This is a genomic window from Alcaligenes sp. YSL9 (genome assembly GCF_030515105.1).
In the GTDB taxonomy this organism is placed as follows: Bacteria; Pseudomonadota; Gammaproteobacteria; order Burkholderiales; family Burkholderiaceae_B; genus Alcaligenes; species Alcaligenes phenolicus.
In genome coordinates, this window is the sequence record NZ_JALXJU010000004.1 from 68,883 (window position 1) to 89,690 (window position 20,808).

23 protein-coding genes are annotated in these 20,808 nt (G+C 57.9%); 4 read left to right on the forward strand and 19 right to left on the reverse strand.

Annotated features, from left to right (window positions below; all coding sequences use genetic code 11):
* Positions 1 to 26: 26 nt before the first annotated feature.
* Positions 27 to 1,001, reverse strand: a complete 975-nt coding sequence (dctP, locus tag M2Q46_RS16830) for a TRAP transporter substrate-binding protein DctP (RefSeq protein ID WP_035268610.1) — start codon at positions 999 to 1,001, stop codon at positions 27 to 29.
* Between the two features lie 206 nt (positions 1,002 to 1,207).
* Between dctP and M2Q46_RS16835 the strand changes: the two genes are divergently transcribed.
* Positions 1,208 to 1,888, forward strand: a complete 681-nt coding sequence (locus tag M2Q46_RS16835; RefSeq protein ID WP_035268613.1) for an HAD family phosphatase — start codon at positions 1,208 to 1,210, stop codon at positions 1,886 to 1,888.
* 196 nt (positions 1,889 to 2,084) lie between these two features.
* On the opposite strand, the gene M2Q46_RS16840 is transcribed toward M2Q46_RS16835, so the two are convergent.
* The 13 genes from M2Q46_RS16840 to M2Q46_RS16900 all read right to left on the reverse strand — a co-directional run bounded on the left by M2Q46_RS16840 (position 2,085) and on the right by M2Q46_RS16900 (position 12,958).
* A complete protein-coding gene (locus tag M2Q46_RS16840) occupies positions 2,085 to 2,426 on the reverse strand; it encodes a hypothetical protein (RefSeq protein ID WP_302357668.1) in 342 nt (113 codons plus the stop codon).
* Between the two features lie 4 nt (positions 2,427 to 2,430).
* Complete coding sequence (locus M2Q46_RS16845; protein WP_035268616.1) at positions 2,431 to 3,066, reverse strand: ABC-type transport auxiliary lipoprotein family protein; 636 nt, start codon at positions 3,064 to 3,066, stop codon at positions 2,431 to 2,433.
* Positions 3,063 to 3,980 (reverse strand): MlaD family protein, encoded by a 918-nt coding sequence (locus tag M2Q46_RS16850; protein WP_035268619.1) that lies wholly within the window; start codon positions 3,978 to 3,980, stop codon positions 3,063 to 3,065. The genes M2Q46_RS16845 and M2Q46_RS16850 overlap by 4 nt, the downstream gene beginning before the upstream one ends.
* A complete protein-coding gene (locus M2Q46_RS16855) occupies positions 3,980 to 4,777 on the reverse strand; it encodes an ABC transporter ATP-binding protein (protein WP_302357669.1) in 798 nt (265 codons plus the stop codon). The genes M2Q46_RS16850 and M2Q46_RS16855 overlap by 1 nt, the downstream gene beginning before the upstream one ends.
* Positions 4,771 to 5,907, reverse strand: a complete 1,137-nt coding sequence (locus M2Q46_RS16860; protein ID WP_009460199.1) for an MlaE family lipid ABC transporter permease subunit — start codon at positions 5,905 to 5,907, stop codon at positions 4,771 to 4,773. The genes M2Q46_RS16855 and M2Q46_RS16860 overlap by 7 nt, the downstream gene beginning before the upstream one ends.
* A gap of 64 nt (positions 5,908 to 5,971) precedes the next feature.
* Positions 5,972 to 6,790, reverse strand: coding sequence for a PQQ-binding-like beta-propeller repeat protein (locus M2Q46_RS16865; protein WP_302357670.1), 819 nt, complete (start codon positions 6,788 to 6,790; stop codon positions 5,972 to 5,974).
* A gap of 18 nt (positions 6,791 to 6,808) precedes the next feature.
* A complete protein-coding gene (locus M2Q46_RS16870; RefSeq protein ID WP_035268625.1) occupies positions 6,809 to 8,104 on the reverse strand; it encodes a TRAP transporter large permease in 1,296 nt (431 codons plus the stop codon).
* Positions 8,097 to 8,588 (reverse strand): TRAP transporter small permease, encoded by a 492-nt coding sequence (locus M2Q46_RS16875; RefSeq protein WP_035268627.1) that lies wholly within the window; start codon positions 8,586 to 8,588, stop codon positions 8,097 to 8,099. Before M2Q46_RS16875 ends, M2Q46_RS16870 begins: the two co-directional genes overlap by 8 nt.
* 15 nt (positions 8,589 to 8,603) lie before the next feature.
* A complete protein-coding gene (locus tag M2Q46_RS16880) occupies positions 8,604 to 9,572 on the reverse strand; it encodes a TRAP transporter substrate-binding protein (RefSeq protein WP_009460211.1) in 969 nt (322 codons plus the stop codon).
* A 37-nt stretch (positions 9,573 to 9,609) separates the two neighbouring features.
* Positions 9,610 to 10,284, reverse strand: coding sequence for a DUF4286 family protein (locus M2Q46_RS16885; protein ID WP_302357671.1), 675 nt, complete (start codon positions 10,282 to 10,284; stop codon positions 9,610 to 9,612).
* Between the two features lie 197 nt (positions 10,285 to 10,481).
* On the reverse strand, positions 10,482 to 11,420 hold the full coding sequence (locus tag M2Q46_RS16890; RefSeq protein WP_009460222.1) for a LysR family transcriptional regulator: 939 nt from the start codon (positions 11,418 to 11,420) through the stop codon (positions 10,482 to 10,484).
* On the reverse strand, positions 11,417 to 12,016 hold the full coding sequence (thpR, locus tag M2Q46_RS16895; protein WP_302357672.1) for an RNA 2',3'-cyclic phosphodiesterase: 600 nt from the start codon (positions 12,014 to 12,016) through the stop codon (positions 11,417 to 11,419). Before thpR ends, M2Q46_RS16890 begins: the two co-directional genes overlap by 4 nt.
* A 45-nt stretch (positions 12,017 to 12,061) precedes the next feature.
* Positions 12,062 to 12,958, reverse strand: coding sequence for a LysR family transcriptional regulator (locus tag M2Q46_RS16900; protein ID WP_009460224.1), 897 nt, complete (start codon positions 12,956 to 12,958; stop codon positions 12,062 to 12,064).
* Between the two features lie 142 nt (positions 12,959 to 13,100).
* Between M2Q46_RS16900 and M2Q46_RS16905 the strand changes: the two genes are divergently transcribed.
* The 3 genes from M2Q46_RS16905 (at position 13,101) to M2Q46_RS16915 (ending at position 15,738) form a co-directional block, all read left to right on the forward strand.
* Positions 13,101 to 14,669: an amidase gene (locus M2Q46_RS16905; protein ID WP_302357673.1), complete on the forward strand. Its 1,569-nt coding sequence runs from the start codon at positions 13,101 to 13,103 to the stop codon at positions 14,667 to 14,669.
* A 150-nt stretch (positions 14,670 to 14,819) separates the two neighbouring features.
* Entirely contained in the window at positions 14,820 to 15,068 is a 249-nt protein-coding gene (locus M2Q46_RS16910; RefSeq protein ID WP_026483834.1) for a GlsB/YeaQ/YmgE family stress response membrane protein, read from the forward strand.
* A gap of 226 nt (positions 15,069 to 15,294) precedes the next feature.
* The gene (locus M2Q46_RS16915) at positions 15,295 to 15,738 is read left to right on the forward strand and encodes a DUF488 domain-containing protein (RefSeq protein ID WP_302357674.1); all 444 of its coding nucleotides are present in this window, start codon (positions 15,295 to 15,297) and stop codon (positions 15,736 to 15,738) included.
* Positions 15,739 to 15,749: 11 nt separating this feature from the next.
* On the opposite strand, the gene M2Q46_RS16920 is transcribed toward M2Q46_RS16915, so the two are convergent.
* Genes M2Q46_RS16920 through M2Q46_RS16940 form a run of 5 tightly spaced genes read right to left on the reverse strand, consistent with a single transcriptional unit; the run spans position 15,750 to position 20,732 of the window.
* Positions 15,750 to 17,198, reverse strand: coding sequence for a DUF3482 domain-containing protein (locus M2Q46_RS16920; RefSeq protein ID WP_254500088.1), 1,449 nt, complete (start codon positions 17,196 to 17,198; stop codon positions 15,750 to 15,752).
* Positions 17,195 to 18,601: a DUF2868 domain-containing protein gene (locus M2Q46_RS16925; RefSeq protein ID WP_302357675.1), complete on the reverse strand. Its 1,407-nt coding sequence runs from the start codon at positions 18,599 to 18,601 to the stop codon at positions 17,195 to 17,197. Before M2Q46_RS16925 ends, M2Q46_RS16920 begins: the two co-directional genes overlap by 4 nt.
* A gap of 15 nt (positions 18,602 to 18,616) precedes the next feature.
* Positions 18,617 to 19,114 (reverse strand): TPM domain-containing protein, encoded by a 498-nt coding sequence (locus tag M2Q46_RS16930; RefSeq protein ID WP_035268642.1) that lies wholly within the window; start codon positions 19,112 to 19,114, stop codon positions 18,617 to 18,619.
* A 17-nt stretch (positions 19,115 to 19,131) separates the two neighbouring features.
* Positions 19,132 to 20,091 (reverse strand): YgcG family protein, encoded by a 960-nt coding sequence (locus tag M2Q46_RS16935; protein WP_239054975.1) that lies wholly within the window; start codon positions 20,089 to 20,091, stop codon positions 19,132 to 19,134.
* Positions 20,092 to 20,111: 20 nt separating this feature from the next.
* Positions 20,112 to 20,732: a LemA family protein gene (locus M2Q46_RS16940; RefSeq protein WP_009460247.1), complete on the reverse strand. Its 621-nt coding sequence runs from the start codon at positions 20,730 to 20,732 to the stop codon at positions 20,112 to 20,114.
* Positions 20,733 to 20,808: the final 76 nt, after the last annotated feature.

Here is a 20,808-nt window from a genome sequence, read left to right on the forward strand (position 1 = left end):
AAAAACTACGTAATCAGCAATCTTGTTTAAGGCTGATAACCACCAAACAGTTCACGCAGTTGCGCGGCGTATTTGGGGCTGGATTTATCAATACCGGCCCAGCCTGCTTCGTAAGCCTTGGTACGCAAGGCACGAGCCACTTCAGGTTCCAGAACCAAGGCTTGCACACCGGCTTGTTCGGTGGCCGCTTTTTCATCAATTGCCATCTGGTGTTCAGTCACGTTCTGCGACTCCATCCACTCGATTTGCTTACGCATGAAAGCTTTCTGGTCTTCGTCCAGTTTTTCCCAGCTCTTCTGGTTCATGAAGAAACCCACTTCCACGTTGTAGAAGCCTGGCTCGACACGGTATTTGGTCTTTTCATGCCAGCCCATTTCCATCACACCCACGGAAGGCCAGCCATAGCCGTCAACCACGCCGCGTTCCAGCGCGGTGTAGACCTCGCCCGGTGGAATCTGCAGCGGCGTTGCGCCAATTTCGCGGAAGAAGGACAGGTACACGGGCACGCCACGCAGCTTGAAGCCCGACAGGTCTGCCGAGGTCACAGGCTTGTTGGTATAGATGTGGTATTGCAAACCATCTGTCGTACGAGCCAGCCAGGTGATGTTGGCTTTCTCGCGGTGAATCTTGTCCATCAGCTCGTAGCCGCCGTTCTGACGCAGCTCGCTCATGGGTTTTTCTGTCAGCGTCAAAGCCAATGCTTCAGGCACCAGATTGGCGTGGAATACGGCTGTGGTATTGGCGAAATCAATCACGCCGGAACGCAGCGCATTACCTACCTCGAAAGGAGGAATGGCCTCTGGACCACCAATCACGTTGATCTGCACCAGGCCCTTGCCTTCTGCGTTGACCTTATCCACAAACTGTTTGAAGCGCTTGGTAAAGAAGGTGTCCATCGTAAAGACAGATACCGCTTTCAGCGTTACTTCCGCTGCCTGCGCGCCAGCCATTCCCAAAGCCAGCAAGGCCGCTGCCACCACCCGAGTTGTTTTATTCACCATGACGGAACTTCCGCAGAAAGGTTTGTTATGAAATTTTAGTTTAGATATAAATATATCAATAATCAATTATTTATAAGTCGGGGTTTTCACTAAGCGCGCTACGGGCCCATAAGGTCTGGCGCCGATATTGCACCTGAATTCTGTATGCGGACGGCCTGCTGTATCATCACAGACTTCTAGTTTTGTTGGCTTAAAAGGTATTACCCATGACATTTTCCGCTGTGCTGTTTGATTGTGACGGTGTGCTGGTAGACAGCGAGCCAATCACGGTTCGTGTACTGCGGGATATGTTGCAAGAGGAAGGCTGGGTGATGACTTATGAGCAGTGCTATGACTGGTTCATTGGCAAGGCGCTACCCGACGAGCTGCCCACCGTGCGCAAGATGACAGGTAAAGATCTGGATATGGAATGGGTGATGGCCTTTCGCATGCGCCGCAACCACGCCCTGACAAATGAAGTCATGGCCATTCCCGGTATTCAGGACACGCTGGATGCGATCTTGCGCGACAAGCCCGGCATGATTGCCTGCGCGTCTGGCGCAGACCGCGCCAAATTGGTGCTGCAATTAGGCCAGACCGGCCTGCTGGATTACTTCGGCACCCATATCTATAGCGGCGCTGAAACGCCACGCAACAAGCCTTACCCGGATGTCTATCTGGCCGCCGCTCAAGGGCTGGGCGTTGACCCGCAACAATGCCTGGTCGTGGAAGACAGCGTGACTGGCGCAAGTGCAGGCCTGGCCGCAGGCGCCACGGTGCTGGGCTACTGCCCGGTTCCTGATAAGGAGGAGGAATTGCGCCGCCTGGGTGTGCGTGACACCTTCCGCCGCATGGACGAGCTACCCGCTTTGATCGCCAAGTTGGAGCAGGAACGGGTACAAAGCTGATTCACAGCGAAGCAATAGAAAAGGCGCTGTGTTTTAGGCAGTTTCTTCAAAAGAGGGAGATCCCACCTGTTGGAACTGCTCAAAACACAGTGCCTTTTTTGCCGCCAGACCGTCTTAAGACTCGGTGCCGCCAATAAAAAGCCCCCTCGGGCGGCAGCAAACCGAAAAGCGTAGTGTGGGGCCTTTTTTCTGTTGCCTAGTCTTCCAGATGGAAGGTGTGCAAAATTCTATGCAGCACAGGGGCAATAATCAGACCGAAAGTCGCGGCCAGTACAAGACTGATATACGCGCCATAAATGGCAAAGAATACCTTGCCAGCCCACGTTTCAGGCAAGGCCATCGGCCCCAGCCCACCGACCATCATGGCGGCATTCAAGGCCGCATCGTGCCAGTGCACATTCTCTTCAAACCACATATGGCCCAATGCACCCAGCATCAGAGAAAAGGCCACAAAAACAATACCGATAAGGGCATGCGCCAACAGGCGCTTGGCAAATTGCCACCCCGAAATCAAGGGCTGATCGCGCGACTCGTACATATCATTAAAGAGTATTAGCCTGGACCGTTAAAGAAGCTAACCATTGGCTGACCTGCAAGGACAAGGCATCTGTGGCCTGCCCAAATGCTTCAACCACCTGTGGCACGGCCGTGCCGACAACATCCTGTTGAGCGACAAAGCGACGGGTCTGAATCAACTGGCCCGAGCGCTGATCGCGCACTAACGCATCAAACTGAATCCGTACTCGTGGGGCGCCCTGAATATATTCGACCTGGAATGCTCCCAGCGTCCCGCCCACTTCCACATCAGCAATGACAGATTCGGTATCCAGCACAACCGCCCGGAACTGAGCCGAGTCACGCAAGGCATCGGCCAGTCGATTACGCAACAAGGCGGGCACATCGTCACCCCAGCGTACGCCTTTGTAGGCACTTAGCTCGTTACCTTGAGGCAGAACCGTAATGCGCGAGCTGGCCAGCAGGCGCTCGGCGTGGGGCCGGTTCACCTGAATAATCAGACTCTTATGCGAAGCGGGCGCTTGCTGGGCCTTCAAACTGGTAGCGGGAAGCTGATAATACGTCAGGGATTCGGCCTGAGGCAGGACCGAGCAGGCGGTGGACAAGACGGCCAGACCGACTAGCGATACCTGCAAGAAACGACGCACAACAGTGGGCATCATGGTGTGAACTCCTGTAATTTGTCGCGACCCAAGAGGTAGCCGGCTGGATTATCTTCCAGACGGGAGGTGACGGCACGGAAACCGGCCAGCACCTGACGCAATTCACGCAAGGCGGGTTCGATCTCGGTCAGACCCTGAGCACCCCGGCCAATAGCGGCCGAATTCTGCTCCAACAGCTTGTTCAAGCTTTGTGTGGCACGGCTGAAATCCTCCATGGATTTCTGGATGGCATTCATGGCTTGCGTACCCTGACGGTCTACCAGACCTTGTGTAGACGACAGCAGGGTGGTGGCTTGCTGGCTGGCCTGGGACAACTCCTTGACCAGGGATGGCACGCCTTCGCTAGCGGTCGAGAGCTGGCCCATCAAGGCTTCCAGCTTTTGCAAACTGGCGGACAGGGACTTGGAGTTCTCGGACGACAAGAAGGTATTGGCGTTCTCCAGCAGCTTGGAAATTTGCGTCATCAACTCTTCACCACCGGCCATCAACTGGGCCAGAGGGGAAGGCGAAGCCACAATCATGGGCAGGTTATCGCCGGTGGCTTCCAGCAAGGGGCTGTTCGGTGTCCCCCCGCTAAGTTCGATCACGGATTGGCCGGTAATGCCAGCCAGTGCCAGGCGAGCCTGGGTATCTTCGTGAATAGGGATGGCGGCCTGAATTGACACTTGCGCACGCACACGCTGCAAGTCGTTCGGGTCCAGGCGCAGCGAGCGCACCTCACCAACCCGCAAGCCGTTGTACTGCACGGCGCTGCCACGAGACAGACCACGCACACCTTCCAGAAAGACAATATCGTAATCGCGGGTCTCGGCATCTTGCCCCGCCTTGGCCAGCCAAAGCGAGAACAGGACAGCAGCCACAGCCACTACCAAGGTAAAGACCCCGATCAATACATGATGGGCACGCGGTTCCATTAACTATGCTCCTGACGACGGTTTTGGGCCTGTTCGGCGGCCCGTCCCCGTGGACCGTGGAAATACTCCCGGATCCAGTCGTTATCAACTTGCTCTACGCGCGCCAATGTGTCGTTAACCAGCACACGCTTTTGCGCCAGCACGGCCACTCGATCACAAATGGTGTAGAGCGTATCCAGATCGTGTGTAACCAGAAACACGGTCAATCCCAGCGCATCGCGCAAGGTCAAAATAAGCTGGTCAAAATCCCCCGCACCGACCGGGTCCAGCCCGGCAGTGGGTTCGTCCAGAAACAGAATTTCCGGGTCCAGTGCCAGAGCACGTGCCAGAGCGGCACGCTTGATCATGCCACCGGACAGCTCTGCCGGATATTTGGTGGCCGCGTTGGCCGGCAAACCCGCCAGAGACATTTTCATGGCGGCGATATGTTCTGCAGAAGACCGGGACAAGCCAATATGCTCGATCAGGGGCATGGCAATGTTTTCCACCACCGTCAGCGAGGAGAATAAAGCCCCTTGCTGGAACAGCACGCCTAAACGACGCTCCAGCCTCGAACGGGCTTCGGGTGACAGCGTGCCTATTTCCTGATCAAAAATGCGTACTGTACCGCCAGTAGGTGGGCGCAATCCCAGAATGGAGCGCAGCAGCACGGACTTGCCCGTGCCGGAGCCGCCCACCACGCCCACGATTTCACCGGGATACACATCCATATCCAGATGCTCGTGCACGACGTGATCGCCAAAGCGATTGTCCAGGTCACGTACTTGAATAATGGGACGAGCGTTGGCCTCTACCATCCCATCTCCATGAAGAACAGCGCTGCCAGCGCATCAATCAGGATCACGATAAAGATGGACTGCACCACCGCCGAGGTCGTGTGCTCACCCACGGACTGTGCGCTACCGGTGACTTTAAACCCTTCCTGGCAACCGATGACGGCAATCAAAAAGGCAAAGATCGGGGCCTTGGCCATACCCAGCACAAAGTGCCGCAAATCAATATCCTGATTGAAGATATTGATGAACATGGTGGGTGAAATATCCAGAATCAGGGCGCAGACCAGCCCACCGCCAAAGATCCCGGCCACCATACCCACAAAGGTCAAAATAGGCATGGCCAGCAACATGGCCAGTACACGCGGAATGACCAGAATCAGCATGGGATTCAAGCCCTGGGCGCGCAAAGCGTCGATTTCCTCGTTCGCTTTCATGGAGCCGATCTGCGCGGTAAAGGCACTGGCGGTGCGGCCTGCCATCAGGATGGCGGTCAAGAGCACTGCAAATTCACGCAAAAAGGAAAAGCCGACCAGGTTTACGGTGTAAATGGTGGCACCAAAGTCCGCCAACACCGTCGCCCCCAGAAACGCGATCACCGCGCCCACCAGAAAAGTCAGCAAGGCCACAATAGGGACGGCGTTAAAGGCCGTCTCTTCCAGCTGCGCCACAATCGACGTAACGCGCCACTGGCTGGGCCGCAGCATGTTCAGAATCAGGGTTTCCAGCGTCAGGCCGATAAAACCCAACAGCTCACGCACATTACGCGAGATGTGGACCATGGACAGGCCCACGCGTTCGAACAAATCTGTAATGCCCCAACGCGCCGGAACCAACTGCTCATGGTCCATGCGGCTCATCGCCTTGGCAACGGTTTGCAATAGTTGATGGCGCTCTTTGGACAAGCCTTGCGCACTGTCCAGCGCCGCCTGCACACGCTCGGCACCCAGCCATTCGCACAGAACTTGAGCTCCCGTGGTGTCCAGGGACTTCAGTTCACTGAAATCCAAAGACCAACGGCCCTGCTTGTCACTGAGCGAGCGCAAACTGCTTTGCAGCGCTTCGTAGTGACGCAAGGACCAATCGCCTAGCAATTGCAGCTGGCCGGAGGAATCTGTACGAACATACAGAGGCACGGACGTATTCATGCGCATAGTCTAATGGATTTGCTCTGAGAGCTTCCATAGCACCGACTACTTTTTCATGCTTTGTGGACAATTAAGCAGGCTGTAAGCAGGTCAAACAATCCGGCAACATTTCCGCTATATAAATGCGCCCATCCAAACCGGCGGACAGGCCGTGCCCGTACACGCCTTGTACCCGGCAACGTCCCACCAAGGTGCCCGAATCCGAGTCGAACAAGGACAGGCTGGCCGTTTGGTCACTAACTAACACCGCACCGTCTGTTTGCACAGCTACCGCCATGGGCTTGTGCATGGGGCGCAGCTCACCCAGATAACGGCCTTGCGCATCCAGATGCTGGACACGGTTGTTCTCCCGGTCAGCCACCCAGACCGAGCCGTCGGCGGCACAGGCCAGCATATGGGGGGTGCTGAACTGCAAGGGACCAGCGCCCGGCGCGCCTAATGCCGCCAGCCATTGGCGTTGCGGGTCAAAGCGATGGATCACCGTATTGCCGTAGCCATCAGTGACCCATAAGCCCCCGTCGGCGCACTCGACCGCATGCGTGGGATGGTTGAAAGGCTCTTGCCAGCGAGGCTGCTCGGGTTTGCCCAAACGCCATTGCTCATTGCCTTGGGCGTCCAGCGCCAGAACCTGATGCCCGTCCAGATCCGTGACCAGCACCCCACCTTGCGGCCGGGCGCTGATATGGTGCGGACACAGAATTTCCTCCAGGGACCAGCGCGCCGACACCTGCCCATCCGGAGCAAGCACCAGCACGCAGGCCGGGCGACGCAGCAAGGCGGCGATGCGCCCATCAGCCAGCACCGCCACACTGGTGATGCTGCTGATGTCCGCCTGAGTCCAGGCGCGCTCTACCTTGTAGCGCTGAGAACCCAGAGTTACGTAAGCCATTGCCATCTCCCATCCCCCTTACATGGCGTTGGGCAAGACCATGACGATTTGCGGGAATATCGTCACAATCACCGTGGCCAGAACCAGCACCAGGAAGAAGGGGAAGGCCATGCGCACCAGCTCGAACAAGTTGCGCCCGGTAATGCCCTGAATCACGAACAAGTTAAAGCCGATAGGCGGGGTGATCTGCGCCATCTCCACTGTCAAGATCAGATAAATACCAAACCAGATTGGATCAATACCCGCAGCGATCACGGCAGGCAGCAAGACCGATGTGGTCAAGACCACAATCGAGATGCCATCCAGGAATGCCCCCAGAATGATGAAGAACACCGTCAGCACTGCAATCAGCGCGTACTGGCTCAGACCCAGGGAGCCGATCCAGGCGGCCAGATTCGCAGGCAGTCCGGTAAAGCTCATGGCACTGGTCAGGTAAGCGGCGCCGATCAGGATGAAAGAAATCATGCAGGAGGTCCGTGCCGCCCCCAGCAAACTCTCCACAAAATTCTTCCAGTTAAGCGATCGTCCAAACGCAGCGATGACCAAAGAGCCGATCACACCCAGCACCGCGGCTTCGGTGGCGGTGGCGATACCGCCGTAGATAGAGCCGATCACCGCCATAATCAGCAGCACCACGGGCAAGAGCAAGCGCAGACGGCGAATTTTCTCGCCCCAGGTCAAGGTTTCGACATCAGCAGGCACACGGTCCGGGTGACGCAAGGACCAGATCGCGATGTACAGCGAGAACAGACACATCAGCATGATGCCGGGCAGCACCCCCGCCACAAACAGGCGAATGATAGAAACCTGAGCAGCAACGGCATACACAATCATCACAATGGACGGTGGAATCAGCAGGCCCAAGGTCCCTGCTCCGGCCAGGGAGCCAATGCTGATGCTGTCGTCATAGCCACGCGCTTTCAGCTCAGGCAAGGAGATGCGCCCGATGGTCGCCGCCGTTGCCGCCGAGGAACCACTGACCGCGGCAAAGATACCGCAACCAAACGTGTTCACGTGCACCAGTCGCCCAGGCAAACGCTGTACCCAAGGCCCCAGGCCGCTGAACATGTCTTCAGCCAACCGCGTTCGATACAGAATTTCCCCCATCCAGATAAACAGGGGCAAGGCCGTCAAGGCCCAACTGGCCGAAGAGTCCCAGGCCTTGGTGGCAAAGATAATGCCCGCCGGTGCATCGGCATACAAAATGATAGACAAGATACCGCAAGCGATCAGAACCAGCGCCACCCACACGCCACTGGCCAGCAAGGCAAGCAGAACAACAAACAGCACTATTGCCTGAGATAAATCAGCCATGTTCAGTTGCCTCCAGTGTTTGACCTTGCGCCGCGTGCAGCAAGCGCCGCAACAGCATCAGGGTCAACAATCCCAGACCAATCGGCATACCCAGTTGCGGAATCCACAGCGGTACCGCCACCATGCCCTGTGCCACTTCCTTGTAGATAAAGGACTCATAAACAAAATGAGCCGTCTCCCAAGTGCACCAGGCGGCCAGCACTAGGCCAATCGTGGTGGCCAGCAGCTCGTACGGGCGATGCAAACGCTCGGGAATCACCTGCAGCAAAAGCGTTACGCGGATATGATCCCCGCGCAACATGGCATAAGGCAGTGCCAGGAAAATAGACGCCGCCATAAACCAGCCCGCAAAGTCATCCGAGGCGGGTATTTGCATGGAAAACAGGCGCGCCACAATCTGCGCAGTCACCACAACCCCGATCAAACACAGGAAGAATGCGGCCAGTGCGCCGCAGACTCTGGCCATACGCTCCAGAACGATCATGGACGCACCCCTTGCTTATGGTTGACGGTAAGCGTCAAGCAACTTCTGACCATCTGCACCGGCTTTCTTCAGCCACTCTTCGGTCATGGTTTGGCCAATCGCGTGCATTTCGCTGGACAGTTTTTCGCTGAGATTACCCACTACCATGCCTTTATCCGCCATGGTTTGCGTCAACTTGGACGTTTGCTCGCGCGACATGGCCCAACCCCGTTCCTCGGCACGTGCACCCGCATCCAGCACGGCTTTTTGCACAGTTTCAGGCAGGCGCTGGAAGGCGCGCTTATTGATGATCACAAAGCTTTGTGGAATGAAGACCTGGGCGTCGTAGTAATACTTCACGTAGTCCCAAGCCTGCGAATCCACCCCGGTTGCGGGCGAAGTCAGCATGGCATCAATAATGCCGGTAGAAAACGCCTGAGGCACTTCGGGTGTTTGCACCGTGGTGGGCACTGCTCCCATCAAGGAAACCAGGCGGCTGGTAGCAGGGCTGTAGGCACGGAAACGGACACCGGCCAGATCAGACAGCTGTTCCACCGGCTTTTTGGTGTAAATGCCTTGCGGTGGCCAGGGCGAACCATAGACCAGGACGATGCCCTGCTTGTCCAGACGCTCGGCCAGGAAGGGGCGAGTGGCTTTCCACAGTTTTTCCGACTGATCAAAGGACGAGGCCAGGAACGGCACACTATCGACCTCGAACAAAGGATCTTCGTTGCCAATGGCCGCCACCAGCATTTCACCCGCCTGGACCACACCTTGCTGTACACCGCGCTTGACCTCGGGGCGCTTGAGCAGCACCGAGTTCGATTGCACGTTGATATTCAGTTCCCCGTTGGTGGCCGCCTTGATGTCGGCCGCAAACTCACGCGCGTTTTGCGTCAGGAAGTTGTTATCAGGCTGCTCGGTACTCATGTTCCAGTTGGTCGCCGCCTGCGCGGTGCCAGCCAGCGCCAGAACGCAAGCCATGGAAAGTAGTTTTTTGATCATGATGTCGCTTCTCCCAAGAATTGAGGTGATGGCCGCCTTATGAGCGGCTTGCATTCAGATCCCGTGACTGCAGATCCCACAACAAAGAAAACTCGGATACATCGTTGGTCGCCACCCCCAGATCCTGCTGCAAACGGGCAGCCAGGGTACGAGCAGCATTCAAGGTGGTCAGATCCGCCACCAGGTAGGGGTCCAGGCTGCGCTGCTGCGTATCCTCGGAAGGCAAAGGGGTCGAAAGCTCTGGGTCTGGCGTCAGCACACGCAAGGCCAGCAGGCCATCGGTCTGTTCCAGATAGGCGGCACATTGACGTGCCAGGGCTTCCCGTTGAGCCACCTCCGGCAAACGCACCAGCAAGACCACGGCTCCGGTGCCAACCCCTCCCAGCAAGGACACCGCCATCACGCGACGCTGGGTATTGCTCATGCGGGCAAAGTTGGTATTGGACCAATCCGTTTGCTGCTCAAAGGCCTTCTTGTATTCTGCCGTCCCAAAAACCCGCAGGGACTCGGTGCGATACAAGGCCAGATACTTGCGCCCGGCGCCTTGGCGCACATAACGGCGCGACCATTGAAAACCCGGTATGGCAGCGCGTTCAGCCATGTGCTCGCGCTCATACCATTGATTGAAATCCTGCTCATGCTCTGGGGCGATGTCTGTCCAGATGAACAGTTCCCCCGGCGCATCACGATCAGTGCGAAAAGTAGCAGACACGACAGCCCTCCCGAATCAAGGTCATTGCACACTCTTTGTGGGAGTGTCCAACGGCTGCCAAGCAGATTCCAAACGGTTTATTTCAGCCTGGGGCAATAAGAAAAAGCGATCAGATCAAGCGAATGGCGCGGTATATAGATTATCAAGCAAGCCCACGCTCAGTACACATGCGCAGGCAAGGGGAAAACCCTCAAAGGCTAAATCGCGAAGACACGCGTGTCTGGCGGGGGTAAAGCCAGGCCAGGATGCTGGGCAGCAAAATGGTGCATGCGCTCCAGCGCCACGCCAATCACCGCTTGAGCGGTCTGCGTTAAAGGGTCGGGCCGCCAACTGGCGACCAGGCGCAAATCAGGCAAGGCATGTTCGCAAACAATTTCCTGGTACAGACCGCTGTCCAGCTGACGGCTGACTGCCGCCAGGGGCAAGGTGGCAATGCAAGGCTGGGCTTCGATCAATTGCGTGCTGGCGGCAATTGAAGAAACGTAGTGAATCCGGGCCTGATCCACAGGCAAGGGCTCAAGCAGCTGCACCAAGGCCAGATGCGGCTGGGAACCACGAGGGAAGGTCACCAAAGGCCAGCGTTGCACCAGCTCCTGCAAACCGCTGCGTACCGGCATGGACTCATCGGCCATGCATACCCAGCCCATGCGCATGGAGCCCATGGGCAAGTTGCGTATGCCGTCCCCCATGATGGGGTCGGTCTGCAAGGCCACATCAATGGTGCCGCGCTTGAGCAAGTCGTGAAGGCGCAAGGTGGACTCGGCGGTCAGCTCAATTTCCAGCTCGGGATAGAGCGCATGCAACTGACGAATCAAATCCTTGAACCAGGTATGCACAATGGACTCGACCACGCCCAGGCGCACTCGACCACTCAAGCGGCTGGAACCTGCCAGAGCTTCACGCAAATCATGTTCCATGCCCAGCATCTGCTCGGCGTACTGCATCAATTTTCGACCTGCCGGAGTCAGGCGCAGATCGCGGTGGCCCCGCTCGAACAGGGTTTTCTGGAACTCGGCTTCCAGGGCTGCAATCCGCCCCGACACGGCGGCTTGTGTCAGATGCTGCTTGTTCGCTGCCGCACGGAAACTGCCCAAACGGGCAATCCAGATAAAGGTTTCTAAAAAGCGGATATTCATGCACCTGTCCTTTCAGGCTTCATCAGGGCGGCCAGATGATATTGGCTACGCAGCTCACCGGGAACGGACACGATCAGACCGGCACCATCACCCACAAAGGCCTGCGTGGGCAAAGCATGGCAATGGGACTGATCGGCGGCAATCCGCGCATGGCGCAGCAAGGACACATGCGGGCGAAAACGACGCGGCGGCTGCGTCCAGCCCAAAGCAGTCAGCTTGGCCCAGATCTCATCATGCCACTGCTGCAAAGCGGCCATTGCCTGAGTTTGCGACTCGTCCGGCCCGGCCCACACTACCCTTGGTTTCTCGAATACATCCCGTATGGTCAGATCCAACTTGATCGGCGGCACCGTCCATTGCGCCATCTGTGTCGCCAAAGTCTGCAGATCCGACACACGGCTGCCGTCCAGAAACGCCAGGGTCAAGTGAAAGTGATCAGGCAGCATCATCCGCCCGCCATAAATCGCATGTGCGTGCAGCGCCTGCTCCGCCAGCCAGGCGCGGGTTTGCGCGTCTGGCCACCAGCCGATGAAAGCGCGAAAAACGTGTTCGGCACCTGACTGCTTCAGGTCCAGAATGGGCAAGGGAATCGTCATCAGCAAACCCTCAAACAAGGCAGATCAGAAAGCGGGGCGTCCAGCCTAGGCCCTGCACAGGCGACGCGCCAGATCGTACACAATATCCAGAGCCGGCAATTGCGTACGGCCCGACAGGCGCACCAAGGCATAGTGACCGGACAAGGATGAAGAGAACAGGCCCAGCGGCACCAGATCACCAGCATCAATATCGCGCCGTACCGCCGCCAGCACACTCATCAAGACCATATCGCTATCCAGCACCACATCGCGCTGAATGCTGAAGCTATCACAACAAAAGCGTACAAAGCTGTCGGGATGGCCTTGGGCGCCAAACTCGGCAATCAGACGGTCGGTCAAATCATCACTGATCACGGAGCAGGCCACGGGATACTGGCTGATCGCAGCAAAGTCCAGCGACTCCAGCTGCAACAGCGGGTGGCCTTTGCGTACCAGCATATCGCCTTGCATGGCGGGCAAATACTCAATATCCAGGCCACGCACATCAGTCACCGCGCTGACGTCCAGCACCACCATATCGTAGCGTTCCCGGCGCAAACCTTCGATCAGTTCCAGCGTGCGGCCAATCACCGCGTCCACACGCAAACGCGGGTACTCGTCGAGCAGCGCCACCATGCACGGATGCAGCAAGACCGCAGCGGGGGTCGAACTTAAGCCTAAACGCAGGCTGCCTGCGTCTTCGCCCTGAAGCAGGGCCAGCTCGCGCTGCAGGGCACGGCCTTCCTGCAAAACCCGGGGAGCTCGCTCCAGCAGTACCCGACCATAAGGCGTCAAGAAAATGCGCTGACTGCTGCGATCAAACAGCGGCACACCCAGCTCCTGCTCCAGAGCCTGAATGCTACGGCTCAAGGCAGACTGGCTTAAGTGGACAGCTTGCGCGGCCCGGTGAAACGTACCGTGTTCGCAAACGGCCACAAAGTGCCGCAGCTTGCGAAAGTCCATGCTTGTCCCCTTGCTGACGCTTGAACCGGCTTATGCACAGACCGCATCAACTTGATGATTTTTTGGCGGTTGAGCCGCGCATTGTACCTGCATAGAATGGCTTGGCCACTTGGATGGCCCTACAAAAACACCGGAGACAAACATGACTGATTCCCCAACGCCGCTGGGTACACGCCGCCGCTTTTTGAAAACCACCGGACTGCTGTCGCTGGCGGGTATGGCCCCTTCCCTAGGACGTCAGGCCTTCGCAAAAACCGCTCCCGGTCCGGGCACGGCTCAAGACATCATCATGGCCGACGCGTTGACTCTGTCGGGCTGGATCGCACAACGCCAAGTCTCCTGCCACGAAGTGATGGTGGCCTATCTGGACCACATCGACCGTGTGAACCCCAAGGTCAATGCCATTGTGTCCCTGCAAGAACGCAGCGGCCTGCTGGCCCAGGCCGACAAGCGCGATCAGCAACTGAAAGCAGGTCAGTACATGGGCTGGATGCACGGCATGCCCCAGGCACCCAAAGATCTGGCGGCCACGATCGATATTGTCACCACCAGCGGTTCACCGATTTTCAAGGACTATCTGCCCAAACAAGATGCCATTGTCGTGGAGCGCGTGCGGCAATCCGGTGCCATTCTGATCGGTAAAACCAATACCCCGGAATTTGGCCTGGGGTCGCACACCTACAACTCCGTGTTCGGTACCACCGGCAATGCCTACCAGCCCGATCTGTGTGCTGGCGGCAGCAGTGGCGGGGCCGCCGTGGCCCTGGCCACCCGCATGTTGCCCGTCGCTGATGGCAGCGACATGATGGGCTCCCTGCGCAACCCCGGTGCTTTCAACAACGTCTACGGCTTTCGCCCCTCCCAAGGCCGCGTGCCCTATGGCCCGTCCTCCGAAGTGTTCTTCCAGCAAATGGGCTACGAAGGCCCCATGGGCCGTACCGTGTCCGACCTGGCCATGCTGCTGTCCACCCAGGCCGGTTTCGATGCTCGCGCCCCGCTTAGCATCGGTCAAGACCCACAACAATTCGCCGGGAAACTGCAACGCGACTTCAAAGGCACCCGCATTGGCTGGCTGGGCGACTACAACGGTCACCTGCCTATGGAAGCCGGCATCATGGACCTGTGCCAAACCGCATTGAAGAGCTTTGAAGCCATAGGCTGCACCGTTGAAGCGGCCCAGCCCGACTACTCCATGGAGCAGCTATGGCAAACCTGGCTGACGCTGCGCCACTTCACCGTAGCCGGAAGCGCACAGAGCCTGTACGCCAAACCGGAACTGCGCGCCCAAATGAAGCCTGAGGCGATCTGGGAAGTAGCGGGGGGCCTGAACCTGAGCGGGGCGCAGGTCTATCAAGCCTCCATCAACCGCAGCAAATGGTACGAAAGCCTGCGCAAGCTGTTCCAGACCTACGACTATCTGGTGCTGCCTACCGCCCAGGTCTTCCCCTTTGCTGGCACCACCCACTGGCCTGGCGAAATCGCCGGGCGCAGAATGGACACCTACCACCGCTGGATGGAAATCGTGATCGGCGGCTCTCTGGCAGGGCTGCCCGTCATGAACGTGCCTGCGGGCTTTAACGAAGCCGGATTGCCCATGGGCTTACAGATCATGGGCCCTGCCCAGGCCGATATGGCGGTGCTGCAGCTGTCCTACGCCTATGAGCAGGCCACACAGTGGGTGCAAAAGCGTAAACCTGCCTTGCTGACTTAAGCAAAGCTGATTACACACCATCCATTTACAAAACCTGACGTTTTTAACTGTTTCAAAAACGCAAAACGATAGACGCCTAAAAACTCCATACCTAAGATAAGCAGAGCGGTCCGAATCCCAGACCGGCAAACACAGAACAGGAGTAGCACGATGGGTATTATCTCCATGATTATTGTGGGCTTTATCGTAGGTTTGCTGGCACGAGCCATCATGCCTGGCGATCAAAAAATGGGATGGATAATGACCACCATCCTGGGTATTGTCGGCTCCTTTGTCGCAGGCTACCTGGGACAAACCATGGGCTGGTACGTGCCTGGTGAAGGCGCAGGCTGGATCGGTTCCATTGTGGGTGCCATCATCGTCCTGTTTGTCTACGGACTGGTCAGCAAGAAAGCGTAAAACGCCGTATAAATACAAAACAGCAGCCTTGCAGCTTATGTGACTGGCGATCCGAAACCTCACCACACACGGCTGCAAGGCTGCTACACAACAATTTGCTAGTCTGGATGAGGCTCGATTCGCCGATACCTGTCGATACGCGACTCTGACTCACAGAAAAAATAGACAATAAGTCATTGACCGCCAGCGCGTGAACACAAAAAGCCTGACGCTCCCGGAGCCAGTCATGCCCTACACCATCACCTTGAGTCGCATTTACGACGCCGTCCATGAGCCTGCCGGCAAATCGGCCCGTGTACTCACAGACCGCCTCTGGCCACGCGGCCTGAGCAAAGGCGAATTGGGCGACATCCAGTGGCTGCACGAGGCCAGCCCCACAAGTGAATTACGCAAAAGCTTTCATAAGGGCGATATTTCGCCCGAGCAATTTCAGCGTCGCTATCAGGAACAGCTAGAGCATGATCCTGATTCCTTGCTCTCCTTGATGAAGCTGGCCCGCAAAGGCGAACTGCAATTGCTAACCGCCACCCACGACCCGCAAACCTCGTACCTGACGGTGCTCAAACAGGCTGTGATTCAGGCTTTGCTTGAAGAAGATCGCATACACGACGGCAATGAACCCAGCTCGCCGGTTTGCTATGCGCACTTAATGAAAGATGAAAAGAAATAATCCGGGGTTTGTTATTCCTGCGCCTGCCCGACAGCGTTAGCATTCGGCCCATTACGCGCCCCCAGCAAACGCTGCACCAAGCTCTGCACACAGGTCTCCCGCCGCGAATCCGGCGCATAGTCTGAACGCAAGGTAGACCAGGTCGGATGTATCCGTGCCTGCGCCAGTTCCTCCGGCAGGCCTTGCGCCCGCCAGACATTCAATTCCCGCTGCAAGGCCTGATCGAAATTCTCGGCATCAATCTCGCCCAGGCGAATCGGCGTCTGTGCGGCATGACCGCGCCGCTCCAAAGCCGCAATCAAGCTTAGCTGCCGCACAGCCAGCAAACGCAGCACGGCATCATCCACGCTAAGTTCCGTCTCGCCCCGCAACTTGCCCATCAAACGCTGGCCCCACTTATCCGCGCCTTGCCACAAACCACCGGCCAAGGCGCCCAGCACCGTCCCGGTTCCCAGGCTCAGGCCACCTGTCATCACATCCAGCGTGGCGCCTGCCATGGCACCTGCGGCCACACCCTTGCCCAACTGCACGCCAAATTCCTTCAAAGCCTGGGGATCAAACAAGTCCATGCCCCAACGGCCGCCCTCGAAATGCAGCAAATCCGCCACTACATCCTGACGGCCAAAGCTGTAGCGCTTGAGCAAAGCCTGCACACTCTTGGCCTCGCGGGCCAACACCGGCTCCCTTAGCTGCTGTGCCGCCAGCTCCATGGACTCCTTGTCCGAGGGTGTACTGACACGCCAGGCCGCCACATCAATCAACAGCTCTGCCAGCAAGCGCAAGGCATCCCGACGCCGCAATACTGCCTGCTGCGCCAAATCCACCTTCAACTGCTGCAACACCCCCGCATGCGTCTCCAGCAGCACCGCCAGCTTGTCGTACAGCAAGGCCTCGCCATCCAAAGCCGGTGCCACCGTATCGAATTCCGCCAAGGCATGAAGGCCCAAGCGTGCCAAGGCACTGCGCCATTCCTGCACCCGCGCCTGCGGACTACGAACGAAATTGAGTACAGGCAGCAAAGGCCGCCCGCTATAGGCCAGCAAGGTCAGCTCGTCCTTATGCTTGCTCAAGACCGGATCGCGCGCATCCACCACATACAAGCCCGCATCGCAGGATTGCAGCTTGCGCAACACGCGCGCTTCTTGCTCGAAACGGCCCTGTGCCGCTGGGGATTCCAGAAAACGACGTACCCGCTCTGGCCCATCAATACGTTCACCGGCTTGGCTGAGCTGATCCATGAAATCCAGCAAGGCCATGCTGTCTTCCAAACCAGGGGTGTCGAACAGCTCCACCAAAGCCTCGCCGTCCACCGTCAGCCTGGCGCCTTCCACATGCCGTGTAGTGCCAGGGCTATTGCTGACCTGGCCGAACTCCGTATCTCGCGTGAGGGTGCGCAGCAAAGAGGTCTTGCCCGTATTGGTGTGACCCACCACCGCCAGCGTCAAAGCCGCAGCACTCATGATGGCTCCTTCAAAGACAAGTCAGGCCATTGATCGTGAATCTGCCCAGGCGCAAAGCCTGCCGCCACCAAACGTTCATGCCAGCTACGACGACGCGTTTGATCCGGGTCGGCCAAAGCTTTATCCAACAACACCACATCGGACTGCTGCGCCAATTGTGCCCATTCAACCAGCGTTGCCACCACCCCGCGATCCGGCGTCTGAGCGGCATCACAGACCATCAACAAATGACGAGGGCTGGCAGACTGCAAGCGGCCCAGAATATCCAGACGCTCGGCCCGCGAGTCCACCCGCCCCAGATCCTGCATCTGCGCCTGCATGAAAGCAGGGGGCCAGCTATGTTCTGGTGGCAGCTCCAACCCCACCACACACAGTGCATTGGCCGCCAAAGGTGTGCTTGGCTGGTTTTGCATGCGCGCCACTCTGTCGGGCGACGCCAATTCATCCACACCCGTCGGCTCGCTAACGGGCATCAAACGAGGACGCAGCTCTGCCAAACCCGGCAAGCTGTCGTCCAGACTCAGACGAGCCGTGTGCTTACGCCATTGCCACAGGCTCCAGGCCAAAGCCAGCACACGAGGCAGCAAACCATAAGTCACCACCGCGCCCAACAGCCAGCTGGACCACAGGGCCTGAGCCTGGGCATCGAGCATTTGCAGGCCATCGCTGCTACGTATGGTGAGGGTATCGGGCAGGGCAAAGCCCAACAAGGATGGCAGGGCGCCCAGGCCTTCAACCAGCCAGACAAAGGTATCCGGCGTCAAAAGCGTGGTTTCCCAATTGAAGTGATAGCGGCGTGAGGCCAGCAGTAGCAGCAGGGTACTCAGGGCCGACAAAAAGGCCAACACCCACAAGCTGTGGCTGATCAGACCGGCCAACCAGGATTGGCTGCCCCGGCGCGCCAGCACGGCGGCAAAAGCCTGGGGAACCAGACTGGCGTCGCCTTTGACGAAGCGGCGACTGAGCCACCACCAGGCATCACCGGCCCAACTGCCTGTGCCGCTACTTTTGCCCGACCAGGCCAGGCTGAACAACCAGAAAATAAAAGTCAGTAGGTGCAGACCCAGCAACGCACCCAAAGCCGTCACTACATTCACGGCTCGACTGCCATCGCCCAATGCACCCGCGGCTGTCCCGGCCCCGGCCAGCAAAGCCAGCACCGCCATGGCAATCAATAGAAGGCGGGCAACACGCCACCAGCGCGTCCAGGCTTGTTCCAGCCCATCGCGTCGCGCCAGCGCCAAGGCCCGAGCCGACACACGTTGGGCAAAGGGGCCGCCTGCAGCCCGCGCACGGCGCGATTCAGACAGGTCTTCAACAGGCCCCCACAGGGTCTCGCGCAAACGTATGGCTTCAACCAGAGTTTGCTGCTGCCAGGAGCCGACGGGTTCAGACGGTTTCATGGCACTGGCCATCACTTAAAGAAGTACAGGTTCGTCAGGCAAGGCATTGACTGCCGCCACGCCTGGAGTCTGCGCCGGAGCGCCTTGCTGCAAGACGGTTTCAATCGCGCTGACAGCGGCCAGCAAACCAGACAAGTACTCACGCGAGGCCAGATCTTTTTCCAACTGCTGACAGATCTGTGTCCATTGAGCCTGATCGGCCTTGATGCCCCGGTCTGCAATGATGTGGATACGGCGCTGACCCAAGGCCAGATACAGCAAGACGCCGGAGTTCAAGGGTGTGTCCCAGACACGTAAACGACCGAAGACTTCAAGGGCACGCTGGGCGCTATCGGCTTCATGGGCGGGCAAAACCGCTTCAATCGCCACGACCAGTTCACCACTATGGTTCTCTTCACCCTTGCGGATCTGCTCAGCCAGATGGCCCAACATTTCGGCATTGAAATGACGACGGCGCAGCCATTGGCCTTGTACCGATGCCCAACCCGACAATTCTTTCCAATTCACACTCATGTCGCTCCCCTGTGGCCTTACCAACTACCGGAAGCGCCACCGCCTCCGCTACCGCCACCACCGCCGCCGCTGCCTCCGCCAAAACCGCCGAAGCCACCACCGCTGCTGCCGCCATTCCCGCCAAAACCACCGGAGGAATAACCACCCAAGCCGCCAATGACACCACCCCGGCGCGAGGCACGCCCGGAACTGGACTTGCCGCCTGCCCCAAAGAGTCGGCCAATCATGCTCAAGCCTGCACCGACAACAGCGGCAAGCAGGGCCAGGCCAATACTGCCCGACACCACCAGCGTGAACACACCAGCAGCAAAGGCGGCAAACAAAGGCGAAGCAAAAAATACAATCGCGCCTACAGCCAGCAACGGCTCCCAGAACACGCCTTCTTCACCCGACGAGGTGACAGGGGCATTTTTAGGAGGAGGGGGAAGCTCTTCGCCGTTGACCAGACCCACCAGACTATCGGCTGCGGCCTGGATACCGGCATAGAAGTTGCCTTCGATAAAACGAGGCGTCATCTGCTCGCGGATGATGCGGCCTGCCTGCAAGTCCGTCACCGCGCCTTCCAGCCCATAACCGGTCTGGATACGCATGCGGCGGTCATCCTTGGCCACCAGCAGCAAGATGCCATCGTCCACTTTCTTGCGGCCAATTTCCCACTGATCAAAGACACGCAACGCGTATTGTTCGATGGTTTCTTCGCCTGTGGTAGGTACCATCAGAATCACGACCTGCGCGCCCTTTTCCTGTTCCACGGCTTTGAGCTGCTGGTTCAGAGCGTCTTTTTGATCCGGGCTAAGGGTGCCCGTGGTATCCGTTACCCACCCTGCAATGGCAGGAACAGGTTCAGGTTTGGCCTGCGCCTGCGTCCAGGGCCAGCACAGCAATAACAAGGCCATCAACAAACCACAGGCCCAGGCCAGCCTGCCAGAACGTGCAGACCCAGGCCCAGCAGTCAGTGCAAGATCGTGCACGTTCATGACTCCACCTCCAGAATTAATCAATACCCAGCAGGAGCGGGGGTCGCAGGAATATCAAACTTGACCTCGGGGTCACGCGTGATTTCGCTTTGACGATCCACACCGTAGTTTTCCTTGACCTTGTAGCCAAACAGCTTGGCGGTAATCAGGGTAGGGAACTGACGGATGAACAGGTTGTATTCCTGCACCGTCTGTACATAGCGGCCACGTTCGGTGGCAATACGGTTTTCCGTGCCTTCCAGCTGCGTCATCAAGTCGCGGAACAGGCCATCGCTTTTCAGTTGCGGGTAGTTTTCCGACACGGCGATCAGACGCGATAGTGCCGAAGACAACTGATTCTGGGCTTCCTGGAAGCGAGCCATCACTTCGGGGTTGTCCAGATCATCCACTTTCATCTGAATGGTGCCGACCTTGGCGCGCGCCTCGGTAACCTGCGTCAGCACCGCGCGCTCGTTCACCATATAGGCATTGACCGAGCTGACCAGCTTGGGCACCAGTTCGGCGCGGCGCTCGTATTGATTCAAGGTTTGCGACCAAGCGGCCTTGACCTGCTCGTCCAGGCGCTGGATCTCGTTATACCCACAACCAGACAGCAAAACCGCCACGCTGCTGATAAAGACCCATCGTATCCATGATGTCATGATTTTTTTCCTGCAAAAATAAGCAGATAAACAACAAAAACGGGTTACGACCCATTTGCTCGGGCACGTGCCAAAC